Origin of the sequence: Rhizobium sp. LjRoot258, assembly GCF_964254185.1 — a bacterium.
Lineage (GTDB): Bacteria > Pseudomonadota > Alphaproteobacteria > Rhizobiales > Rhizobiaceae > Rhizobium.
Window position 1 is genome coordinate 1,157,147 of sequence record NZ_CAXUST020000001.1, and the last position, 11,074, is coordinate 1,168,220.

8 protein-coding genes and 1 pseudogene are annotated in these 11,074 nt (G+C 61.2%); 1 reads left to right on the plus strand and 8 read right to left on the minus strand.

Annotated features, from left to right (window positions below; genetic code table 11):
- Positions 1–89: 89 nt before the first annotated feature.
- The 4 genes from ACSQ9D_RS05750 to topA all read right to left on the minus strand — a co-directional run bounded on the left by ACSQ9D_RS05750 (position 90) and on the right by topA (position 7,041).
- A complete protein-coding gene (locus tag ACSQ9D_RS05750) occupies positions 90–1,277 on the minus strand; it encodes an MFS transporter (protein ID WP_436281465.1) in 1,188 nt (395 codons plus the stop codon).
- A gap of 258 nt (positions 1,278–1,535) precedes the next feature.
- A complete protein-coding gene (locus tag ACSQ9D_RS05755; RefSeq protein ID WP_436281466.1) occupies positions 1,536–1,991 on the minus strand; it encodes a DUF983 domain-containing protein in 456 nt (151 codons plus the stop codon).
- 32 nt (positions 1,992–2,023) lie between these two features.
- Complete coding sequence (gene rnr, locus ACSQ9D_RS05760; RefSeq protein ID WP_436281467.1) at positions 2,024–4,393, minus strand: ribonuclease R; 2,370 nt, start codon at positions 4,391–4,393, stop codon at positions 2,024–2,026.
- A 2-nt stretch (positions 4,394–4,395) separates the two neighbouring features.
- Positions 4,396–7,041: a type I DNA topoisomerase gene (topA, locus tag ACSQ9D_RS05765; RefSeq protein ID WP_436283771.1), complete on the minus strand. Its 2,646-nt coding sequence runs from the start codon at positions 7,039–7,041 to the stop codon at positions 4,396–4,398.
- A 257-nt stretch (positions 7,042–7,298) separates the two neighbouring features.
- Between topA and ACSQ9D_RS05770 the strand changes: the two genes are divergently transcribed.
- Positions 7,299–7,427 (plus strand): hypothetical protein, encoded by a 129-nt coding sequence (locus ACSQ9D_RS05770; protein WP_436281468.1) that lies wholly within the window; start codon positions 7,299–7,301, stop codon positions 7,425–7,427.
- 68 nt (positions 7,428–7,495) lie between these two features.
- Here ACSQ9D_RS05770 and ACSQ9D_RS05775 read toward each other — a convergent pair.
- From ACSQ9D_RS05775 to ACSQ9D_RS05790, 4 genes and pseudogenes are all read right to left on the minus strand, one after another.
- Positions 7,496–8,155 (minus strand): annotated as a pseudogene (locus tag ACSQ9D_RS05775) (DNA-processing protein DprA); the annotation flags it as partial.
- Positions 8,156–8,186: 31 nt separating this feature from the next.
- Entirely contained in the window at positions 8,187–8,807 is a 621-nt protein-coding gene (gene plsY / locus ACSQ9D_RS05780) for a glycerol-3-phosphate 1-O-acyltransferase PlsY (protein WP_436281469.1), read from the minus strand.
- Between the two features lie 20 nt (positions 8,808–8,827).
- Positions 8,828–10,117 carry a dihydroorotase gene (locus ACSQ9D_RS05785; RefSeq protein ID WP_436281470.1) on the minus strand — a complete coding sequence of 430 codons (1,290 nt, stop codon included), beginning with the start codon at positions 10,115–10,117 and terminating at the stop codon, positions 8,828–8,830.
- Positions 10,114–11,070 carry an aspartate carbamoyltransferase catalytic subunit gene (locus tag ACSQ9D_RS05790; RefSeq protein WP_436281471.1) on the minus strand — a complete coding sequence of 319 codons (957 nt, stop codon included), beginning with the start codon at positions 11,068–11,070 and terminating at the stop codon, positions 10,114–10,116. The genes ACSQ9D_RS05785 and ACSQ9D_RS05790 overlap by 4 nt, the downstream gene beginning before the upstream one ends.
- Positions 11,071–11,074 lie beyond the last annotated feature (4 nt).

An 11,074-nucleotide genomic window follows, 5' to 3' on the forward strand; every position in this document is an offset into this window, starting at 1 on the left:
GTCCTGCCTTTAATAAAATGAAAGCCGTGGCAGGCCGGATAGGCTCCACGGCAAATTCTGGCGCGAAACTACGAATCCCGCCCGAAAAGTCAAGCCCGCTTTCGGAGGAAAAGCAGCCTGATGGCGGAAAGCAGGGCATAAAGGCCGAAGAATCCGGCGATCGCCCAGGCGAAACCGTCATTGCCGGCAACGTCGATGGCTGCGCCGATCACCTGCGGTCCAGCCACGGTGCCCACCGCATAGCAAAACACAAAGGCGGCGTTGGCGGCCGCGAGATCGGAGCCGGTCAAGCGCGAGCCCAGGTGACTGAGGCCCACCGTATAGAGCCCCGCAACACACCCTCCCCAGAAAAGGAGTACCGTCGCCATCAGAATCCAGCTGTGCACGAGGACCGGCAGCATCAGGGAGCCGATGAGGCCCATGAAGGCCATGGCGGCCAGCAGCGGCCGCTTGTCCTTCATGCGGTCCGATAACAGGCCGACGGGAATCTGGAAGATCACATTGCCGATTCCCATGACGGTCAGCAGCAGGGCTGCCTGCGATTCGGTAAAGGAGGCGCGCACTGCATAGATTGGGAACAGCGCTAGGCCACCGGCTTCGACGGCCCCGAAGATAAAGACGGCAGCCGTTGCAGTCGGGACCAGGAAGACATAGCGCATGAAATGCAGCTCCGGCTTCTCTTCGAGGACCGGGCTTTCGTACCGTGCGATATAGATCGGGATGGCGGCCAACAGAACGGCGCCTGCGCCGACAGCAAACGGCAGGATGCCATCGCTACCGAGAATCGAAAAGAGGAGCGGCCCGCCTGCAAACCCGAACGAGAGGACAGTGGCATAGATGCCGAGCACGAAGCCGCGCTTGGAAGGCGGCGAGGCGGCGTTGATCCAGAACTCCGATAGGATGAACAGCGTCGTTGTCGCGCCGTGAAAGGCGAAACGCAGCGGAAACCACATCCAGAAGTCCTGGGCGTAGTAGAAGCCGAGCGCGCTGATCGCTGAAATCACGACGGCCCAGATCATGGTCGGGGCGACGCCGTACTTGTGCGCCAATTTCGTGGTGATCGGGGCAGCCGCCATCGCCGCAACCCCGGCCATAGCCGTGTTCAATCCGATAAGCGTCGAGGGAATGCCGCGCTTTTCGAGAATGATGCTGAGAAGCGGAAGCCCGAGGCCGATTGCTATGCCGACAGCGGAGATCGACGAGACGGCTGCCACCAGCGAAGGCCAATGAATTTCTTCGACATCGCCTGGTGTTGTGCCGTTTCGCGGCTGAGACATATACGCATCCTTAGAGACTTGCTGCACAGAATCGCTCACCACGAAGCACCATAGAAAGGCACAGTCGTGCCAAATCCAAGTGACGGCTGTGCTTTACAAGATGAAACGCGCTGGCGGCAATAACCTGGATGAACTTGAATTGGTATAGTCAAAGAAGCTTACCGAATACGCATGAGATTTCGCCCCGCGAAACCGCAGCGCCGTTGGGGCGTGCCACTACACGTCAATTGTGTCGTGAAGGTGAAGGGGCAGGTACGCCTAGCGTTTGCGGCCCGGTATCTCGTAGGCGTCATGATCGTCGGTCTGGCCACCGAAGCCGTGCATCTTCAACGCCCATTGCAGGCCGATGACGCCGCCTTTGATCGGCTGTATGATCAGCAGCGTGGCGATCAGGGTGACGGGCGTCCAGATCGCGAAGGTGAGCCAGAGGGGCATTGGCCAAACGAGGTCAGTTGCCATGTAGCCGCCGATGATGAGGTGGCCGATGACCACGATCGCGAGGTAGGGCGGCAGGTCGTCCGAGCGATGGTGGTGCATGGCTTCGCCGCAGGCAGCACAATTGTCGACCGGCTTCAGGAAGCTTTTGAAGAGTTTGCCGCTGCCGCATGCGGGGCAGGTGTTCAGCATGCCGCGCTTGATAGAGCGGCCGAGCGGACGCTCCACCTCGTCGCTGCCTCCGTAACGGATTGCCTGGTCGCTCGAGGTGGTCGTCATGGTTCGTTTCCTTTCGCGGCGTCCCTACACGCCTATCGCCGCCCTCTTGGCGGCCTTGTTCCGGCCTTTTTGCGCGCGCGGCTTGCGTCGCGCCGGCCCGCCTTGTGGAACGAACGTACAGCGGTCGGCATCTTTCGCCCCTCGCTGATCATCTCGAAGCGTAGCGCACCGGCAAGCGGAATGGCTTCTGCAAGCTTGACCGTGACACTGTCGCCAAGGCGATATCCGAGCCCGGTCTTTTCGCCAGACAGCGCCTGGTGCGCCTCGTCGTAGATGAAGTAGTCCGTTCCGAGCGTAGATATAGGAACGAAGCCGTCCGCTCCATAGTCCGGGAGAGTGACAAATAGTCCCGATTTCGTCACACCTGATACGCGTCCTTCGAATTCCTCGCCGACGCGGCCGGCAAGATGATGGGCAATCAGGCGGTCTATCGTTTCGCGCTCGGCAGCCATGGCTCGCCGCTCGAAGGTGGAGATCTCGGCGGCGATGTCGTCGAGCACCCCTTCCTCATCGGGTGTGATGCCGCCGTCGCCGAAGCCGAGCGAGCCGACCAGGGCACGATGGACGATGAGGTCCGCATAGCGACGGATCGGCGAGGTGAAGTGCGCGTACTTCATCAGGTTCAGGCCGAAGTGCCCGATGTTCTCGGGGCTGTAGATCGCCTGGCTCTGCGAGCGCAGCACCATCTCGTTGACCATCGTCTGATGCGGGGTATCATCGGCCTTGGCAAGGATCATGTTGAAATTGTTGGCGCGCATGTTGCCGCCCTTGGCGAGCGATATGCCAAGGGTCGCCAGAAACTCACGCAGCACTTCCTGCTTGGCGAGCGTCGGCCCGTCATGAATTCGGTAGATCAATACCTGCCGCTTCTTCTCCAACGTCTCAGCTGCCGAAACGTTTGCTTGGATCATCATTTCTTCGATGAGCTTGTGCGCGTCGAGGCGTGGAGGCACGAAGACGCGGTCCACGGTGCCATCCGGCTTCAGCAGGATTTTGCGCTCAGGCATGTCGAGTTCGAGCGGCTGGCGTCGTTCGCGCCCGCGCGTCATCACCCTGTAGGCATTCCAGAGCGGCTTCAGAATGGGTTCAAGAAGCGGTCCCGTCTTGTCGTCGGGTTTTCCGTCGATCGCTGCCTGTGCCTGCTGGTAAGAGAGCTTTGCCGCACTCTTCATCATGATGCGATGGAAGGTATGGCCGACCTTGCGGCCGTCCTTCGAAAACACCATGCGAACGGCAAGCGCCGGGCGGTCCAGACCTTCTCTCAGCGAGCAGAGGTCATTCGAAATCCGCTCTGGCAGCATCGGCACAACCCGGTCGGGGAAATAAACCGAGTTGCCGCGCTTCAAGGCCTCGCGGTCGAGCGGCGAGTTCGGGCGCACGTAATAGGAAACGTCGGCGATGGCGACGGTGACGATGACGCCGTCCGGATTGTCAGCTGAAGGATCTGTCTCGGCATAGACCGCGTCGTCATGGTCTTTCGCGTCGGCCGGATCGATGGTGATGAGCGGGACATCGCGCCAATCCTCGCGATGCGACATCGTCGCGGGCTTGGCATCGTCCGCCTCGGCGACAACTGCGGGCGGGAATATGTGGGGAATGCCATGCGCATGGATGGCGATCATCGAGATCGCCTTCTCTGATGCGACAGAACCGATGATCGACAGCACCTTGGCGCGCGGCAGGCCGAAACGCCCAAGACGTGCAACTTCGACCTCGACGAGATCGCCGTCCTTGGCCTCGCCCTTATAGTCAGGGTCGACGACCATTTCCTCGCCGCGCCGGTCGATCGGCAGCAGACGTCCGGCTCCACCCGCATCCTTGAAGACGCCCATGCTGGCGGTGCGGCGCTTGTCGAGGATCTTGATGATACGCGCGGTATAGGCCGGTCCGCCGCGGTCGGCGGCCGGAAAGATCTTCGCCAGAATGCGATCGCCCATGCCGGCAACGGGCGCCTTGCCCTTGCCGTTGCGTCCCGCGGGAGAGGTCGATTGGCGGATGGCGACGGCAGGCGCGACGCCCTGGTCATCGGGCCACTCCGCCGGCCGGCCGATCAGTTCGCCGTCCTTGTCGCGCGTCGTGATGTCGAGCACGGTGACCGGCGGCAAGGCTCCTGGCCGGATTAGCGACTTGCGCGTCTTCTGGAGCATGCCTTCCTGCTCCAGTTCGCGCAGCAGGTGCTTGAGCTCGACGCGGCTTTCGCCTTTCAGCCCGAACGCCTTCGCCAGCTCGCGCTTCGACGCCTTCTGCGGATGATCGGCGATGAAACGCAGGATAACCTCACGGGAGGGCAGCGCGCCATGGGCGATGTTCAGTGGATCGGCGGCGGGTGGCTGGCTGGAGTGTCCAATCTTGCCCGTGCGCTTGCCCATGCCCTTCATTCTTTCCCGCGGGATCTTGCTCACTCTCAGCTCTTTTTCGTCTTTGCCGGCGCCCTGGCCTTCGCCGCCTTCGGCTTGGCGGCGGTCTTGGTCGTCTTCGTTTCGGCCGCCGCGGCCTTCGCCTTCGGTTTTGCCTTGCTCTTCGAAGCCGGTGCCTTGCCTGCCTTTGCGGCGATCAGCACGAGCGCTTCCTCGACTGTCAGAGCCTGCGGATCGGTGCCCTTCGGCAGCGTCGCGTTGACCTTGCCCCAGTTCACATAGGGGCCATACTTGCCGTCGCGAATGGTGATTGCGCCGCCATCCGGATGGTCGCCGAGCTCCTTCAGCGCTGCCGCCGCCGCCCGCCCGCCCGGTGCCTTGCTCGCCTTCTCGGCGATCACCGTGACGGCGCGGTTAAGACCAATTGAGAACACGTCCTCGACGCTTTCGAGATTGGCGTAGCCGCCGTCGTGCAAGAGGAACGGTCCATAGCGCCCGATGCCAGAGGAAATCATCTTGGCGGTTTCCGGGTGCTTGCCGATATCGCGTGGCAGCGATATCAACGCCATTGCCTTTTCGTAGTCGATATCCTCAGGCTTCCAGCCCTTTGGCAGGGACGCACGCTTGGCATCCTTGCCGTCGCCACGCTGAATGTAGGGGCCGAAGCGTCCCGAACGCAGCGTCAATTCCTCGCCGGTCACCGGGTCGGTGCCGAGGCTCTTCGGCTCGTTCAGCGCAGTGCCTTCGGCTTCCGAACCGCCTTCGGACGAAAGCTGACGGGTATAGTTGCATTCTGGATAATTCGAGCAGCCGACGAAGGCGCCGTATTTTCCCAGCTTCAGCGAAAGATTGCCGGTGCCGCAAACCTGACAGATGCGCGGATCTCCGCCATCTTCGCGCTTCGGGAAAACAAGCGGCGCCAAAGCCTCGTTGAGCGAGTCGAGAACGTTGGTGACGCGAAGCTCCTTCGTGTCCTCGATCTGGGAAAAGAAGTCCTTCCAGAAATCGCGCAGGACCTGCTTCCAGTTCAGTTCACCCGCCGAGATCCGGTCGAGCTTCTCTTCAAGGTCTGCCGTGAAGTCGTACTCGACGTACTTGGTGAAGAAGCTTTCGAGGAAGGCAGTCACCAGCCGGCCCTTCGCCTGCGGAATGAGCTTCCGCTTGTCGATGGTCACGTATTCTCGGTCACGCAGCGTCGCCAGTGTCGCGGCGTAGGTAGACGGACGCCCGATGCCGAGCTCTTCCATCTTCTTGATCAGCGACGCTTCCGAGTAGCGTGGCGGTGGCTCGGTGAAGTGTTGTGTCGAATTGATCTTCTGCTTCGCGAGGTTTTCGCGGGTATTGATCTCTGGCAGGCGACCATCTTCGTCGCCATCGTCGCTCTGTTCGCCGTCTTCCTTCTGGTCAGTATAGGCGGCGATGAAACCATCGAAACGGATGACGGAGCCGACAGCGCGCAGACCGGCCTTCTGGCCATTGTTGTCGGCGGTGATCTCAGCCGTCGTGCGTTCGATCTCCGCCGAGGCCATCTGGCTTGCGATACCACGCTTCCAGACCAGGTCGTAAAGCCTTAACTGGTCGGCATCGAGGAACTGACGCACTCGATCGGGCGAGCGATTAAAGTCGGTCGGCCGGATCGCCTCGTGGGCTTCCTGGGCGTTCTTCGCCTTGGTGGAATAGAAGCGCGCCTTCTCCGGCATGTAGCGTTGGCCGAATTGATCGACGATGGCAGCCCGTGCCGCATCAATGGCTTCGGGCGCCATCTGCACGCCGTCCGTACGCATATAGGTGATCAGACCGACCGTCTCGCCGCCGATGTCGACGCCCTCATAGAGCTTCTGTGCAACCTGCATGGTGCGGGACGCCGAAAAGCCGAGCTTTGATGAAGCGGCCTGTTGCAGCGTGGAAGTTGTGAAGGGTGGTCCCGGGTTGCGCTTGACCGGCTTCGCCTCCACCGTGTCGACGACATACGTGGCACCTTCGAGAAGCGCCTTCAGCGTGCCGGCTTGCTCGCCGTTGGCGATCGAGCGAGCCTGCAACCGCTTGCCATTCGCTGCAACCAGCTTTGCTTCGAATTCGTCGCCCCGCGGCGTCTTCAAGAGAGCCGAAAGGTTCCAGTATTCTTCCGAGATGAAGCGCTCGATTTCGGATTCGCGATCGCAAACCAGGCGAAGCGCCACCGACTGCACACGGCCCGCCGAACGCGCACCCGGAAGCTTGCGCCAAAGAACTGGGGAAAGGTTGAAGCCGACGAGGTAATCGAGGGCGCGGCGAGCCAGATAGGCATCAACCAGCGGTACGTCGATGTCGCGCGGTTCGGCCATCGCATCGAGGACGGCTTTCTTGGTGATCGCGTTGAAAACGACCCGCTTCACCGTTTTGCCGTTCAGGACGCGCTTTTTGTTCAGCATGTCGAGGACGTGCCAGGAAATCGCTTCACCCTCGCGATCCGGGTCGGTTGCAAGGAACAGACCGTCGGAAGACTTCACCGCATCGGCGATGTCCTTGATCCGCTTGGCTGATGCACCATCGACCTCCCACAACATCTCGAAATCCTGGTCGGGAAGAACCGAGCCGTCCTTGGCAGGCAGATCGCGGACATGGCCGAAGGAGGCGAGCACCTTGTATCCGGGGCCCAGATACTTGTTGATCGTCTTTGCCTTGGCAGGCGATTCTACCACTACAACATTCATCATGATTCTCTAAAAAATGCGCCAAGCCGGCGGATAAGCAGATGGAATCCCTGCCGTGCCAAGATAACCGGTTCTTCGACATGGACAGGGAAATCGTTTCGGTCAAGTGGTTTGACTTCATTTTTACGCATTACAACGCGATGCAATCAATACGAGATAGCAAACATATTGCAATTTCCGATAATTGACGTGTCGTTTTTGAAGTGTGGTTCGGGCTCGCCGAAAGGCAGCGTTTCTCTTTCCTCAGAGACTATCCCATGGCGGCCAAGTTCGCAAAGAAAGATACCGGACGATCCGGCACGCATGAGAACATCGCTTCCATCCGGCAGATGCTTGCTGAGTTGCGGGGTGTGGCGGAAAAAGAGAACGCCGATATGCTGTGCTAGATGATCGAGATGGCTTGTGGAGGCCGGCGATTTGCAGGCCCGGATGTAGGGACCTCAGTCGCCCATTGCAAGCGAGACGAAGCCGCCAGCCGGTTTCGGCGCGGAAAGTCGCGTGCGCGTGGTTCCCAGCCGAACGGCATTTCGCTGATGCCAAGTTCGTTGCCATTCCAGATTTCGTCAAGCAGACCGGTGTTCTCCGGCGGGCGGGGCTGATCCAAATCTCCGGCCATGGCGGCCACAGGTCCGGTTTCGAGGCTTGCGTGATGCGCTGCCGTATCGATGCCGCGCGCAAGACCGGAGACAACCACATAGCCTGCCTGGCCGCACTGGCGCGCAATCGTGGCGGCGAACTTCGCTCCACTGATGGAGGTGCTGCGGGAGCCGACAATACCGACTGCCGGCTGCGAGGAAACGGAAAGATTGCCTTTGGCGGCGAGCAATGGCGGAGCACCGTCGACTTGCTTCAATGCCTGCGGGTACTCCGGCTCGCCGATACCGACAACCCGCGCCAAGGCGTCGGGCTGCCTCCAGCTCCTTGTGCGCTTCGCTCGCCGTCGCTATCGGGACGGAGAGCGTAGCCCCACCAAGTGCAGAAAGCTCGGGGAGCGCGGCCAGGTTAGTCTCGGCGGATCCGAAATGATTGATAAGGTCACGAAGGTCGCGGGCCCGACATTGTCGCAGCGGACAAGACGCAGCCACGCGATGCGTTGCCGTTCCGTCAGCGCAATTCCCTTTGGCCTTGCGCTGCGAGCGTCCTTCCTATCCCTTCGCCCCGATCTTGCTTTCCGTCCCGCTTATCAGGCGGGAGATGTTGGTCTTGTGCTTCCAGTAGGAGATGACGGTCATGATGGCCATGACAGCTGCAACTTTCTCGGCGCCAAGTATCCACAACGCAACCGGAATGACAAGCATTGCAACCAGTGCGGAAAGCGACGAATAGCGCGTCGTGAAGGCGACTGCCAACCAGACCGCGGCAAAGGCCAGAACCATGATCGGGGCGACGCCGAGCAGCGTGCCGATATAGGTGGCAACACCCTTGCCGCCCTTGAAGCCGATCCAGACTGGGAAGAGGTGGCCGATGAAGGCGAAGAAGCCGGCAATCAGCGCCGCTTCGTTGCCCAGGAAGTAACCGACGATCCAGGCCGCTGCGGACGCCTTCAGTGCATCGAGGAGAAGCGTTGCCGCGGCAAGCTTCTTATTGCCGGTTCTGAGCACGTTGGTCGCGCCGATATTGCCGGATCCGATGCTGCGCACATCACCGAGACCGGCGGCCTTTGTCAGGATCAGGCCGAACGGGATGGAGCCGAGCAGGTAGCCGATGGCGGCAGCCGCCAAGGCGATCGGCAGCGTGATCTGCCACGTCATGAGATCCGAGACCATGTTCCCCTCCGGTGGTCTTTTTATATCGTATACACGCACTGTCCGGCGACGTAGGTCGCAACAGCGCGTCCGCTGAAGCGCGCGTCTTCGAACGGCGTATTCTTCGAGCGGGAAAGAAGCATGTCTTTCGAAACAAGCCAAGGCTCATCGAGATCGATCAGCGTAATATCCGCCTTCGCTCCCGGCTTCAGCGTGCCGGCCTCGAGGCCGAATATACGCGCCGGCCGCGTCGACATCGCATCGATAAGGCGCATCAGGCTCACCTGACCGCTGTGATGCAGGCGGAGCGCCGCAGCGAGCATCGTTTCGAGGCCGACGGCGCCATCTGCAGCTTCGCCGAAGGGCAGACGCTTCGTGTCGACATCCTGCGGATCGTGCGAGGAGACGATGATATCGATCGCACCGCGTGCCAGTGCATTCACCATCGCCACGCGATCGCCTTCGGAGCGCAGCGGCGGGTAGAGCTTGAAGAACGTGCGGTACTCGCCGATATCGTTTTCGTTGAGCGACAGATTGTTGATCGAGATGCCGCAGGTCACGGTGGCGCCGCGAACCTTGGCAAGTTCGATCGCCTCGACCGATTCCGGGACGGAGATCATCGCAGCGTGGTAATTGCCGCGTGTCAGCTCGGCGATCCGCAGATCGCGCTCGAGCGGAATGAGTTCGGCTTCCTTCGGGATGCCGCCGAGGCCGAGCCAGCTGGCGAACAGTCCCTCATGCATCACGCCGGTGGCGCCGAGATATTTGTCGCGCGTCTCGCAGGAGATCACGGCGCCGAATTCACGCGCATAAGTCATGACCCGACGCAGGACCTGTGTGTCGTGCACGCTCGAGCGACCATCGGTGAAGGCAACAGCGCCCGCTTCCATCAGCAGGCCGATCTCGGTCATTTCCTCACCGGCAAGATGCTTGGTGATCGCCGCTGCCGGATAAACGTTGACCAGCGACTTGTCCTTCGCCGTCTTCTTGACGAACTCGACCAGCGCGATGTCATCGATGACAGGATCGGTATCCGGCATCATGATGATCGAGGTGACGCCGCCGGCCGCTGCCGCGCGGCTCGCCGAAGCGATCGTTTCGCGATGCTCAGCACCGGGTTCGCCGATATGGACGCGCGCATCAACGAGGCCCGGCACGGCGACGAGGCCGGTGCATTCGCGCACTTCGGCGCCAGCAGGCGTGCCCTGGTTCTGCGCATCCGCACCGGCTGCGACAATCACGCCGTCCTTGACGATGATGGTGCCGACTTCGTCGAGATCGCGCGACGGATCGACGATGCGAACGTTCTTGAGGACGATCGAGTGTCTCATGCGCCGGCTCCTTCGGTGCGAGGACCCTGATTTTGCGAGACAAGCAGCGTCTCCATCACGGCCATGCGCACCGCCACCCCCATTTCCACCTGTTCTGCGATCACGCTCTGCGGCCCGTCCGCGACCTCCGAGGAGATCTCGACGCCGCGGTTCATCGGTCCTGGGTGCATGACCATCGCGTCTTCCTTCGCCGCCCTCAGCGTCTCCGCGTCTAGCCCGTAGAAGTGATAGTATTCGCGCACCGACGGCACGAAGGCGCCGGACATGCGTTCGCGCTGCAGGCGCAGCATCATCACCACATCGGCGTCCTTCAGACCTTCCTTCATGGAATGGAAGACCTCGACGCCCATATCGGTAATGCCGGCGGGAAGAAGCGTTGCCGGAGCAACGACGCGCACGCGTGCGCCCATTGCGTTCAGCAGTAGCATATTCGAACGCGCGACACGCGAATGCAGCACGTCGCCGCAGATGGCGACGATGATGCGCGACAGCTTGCCCTTGGCGCGACGGATCGTCAGCGCGTCTAGCAGCGCCTGCGTCGGATGCTCATGCTGACCGTCACCGGCGTTGACCACCGAGCAGGAAACCTTCTGGGCAAGCAGGGCGGCGGCACCGGCGCTGGAGTGGCGTATGACCAGCACATCGGGCCGCATTGCGTTCAGCGTCATCGCCGTATCGATCAGCGTCTCGCCCTTCTTCACCGAAGAATTGCCGACTGACATGTTCATCACGTCGGCGCCGAGGCGTTTTCCGGCGAGCTCGAAGGAAGATTGCGTGCGCGTCGAGGCTTCGAAGAAAAGGTTGATCTGCGTGAGGCCACGCAGCGTCGACGTCTTCTTCTCTCGCTGCCGGCTGATCTTGACGGCCTCGTCGGCCTTGTCGAGAAGAAAGGTGATATCCTGCTCCGTGAGCCCTTTGATACCGATGAGGTGGCGGTGGGGAAAGAAGACCATGAAC

Bases quoted from the DNA above. Each gene is read 5' to 3' on its own strand.
- ACSQ9D_RS05785 (WP_436281470.1), bottom strand. From the start codon at position 10,117: ATGAGACACTCGATCGTCCTCAAGAACGTTCGCATCGTCGATCCGTCG.
- ACSQ9D_RS05750 (WP_436281465.1), bottom strand. From the start codon at position 1,277: ATGTCTCAGCCGCGAAACGGCACAACACCAGGCGATGTCGAAGAAATT.
- topA (WP_436283771.1), bottom strand. From the start codon at position 7,041: ATGAATGTTGTAGTGGTAGAATCGCCTGCCAAGGCAAAGACGATCAAC.
- plsY (WP_436281469.1), bottom strand. From the start codon at position 8,807: ATGGTCTCGGATCTCATGACGTGGCAGATCACGCTGCCGATCGCCTTG.
- ACSQ9D_RS05790 (WP_436281471.1), bottom strand. From the start codon at position 11,070: ATGGTCTTCTTTCCCCACCGCCACCTCATCGGTATCAAAGGGCTCACG.
- ACSQ9D_RS05770 (WP_436281468.1), top strand. From the start codon at position 7,299: ATGGCGGCCAAGTTCGCAAAGAAAGATACCGGACGATCCGGCACGCAT.
- ACSQ9D_RS05755 (WP_436281466.1), bottom strand. From the start codon at position 1,991: ATGACGACCACCTCGAGCGACCAGGCAATCCGTTACGGAGGCAGCGAC.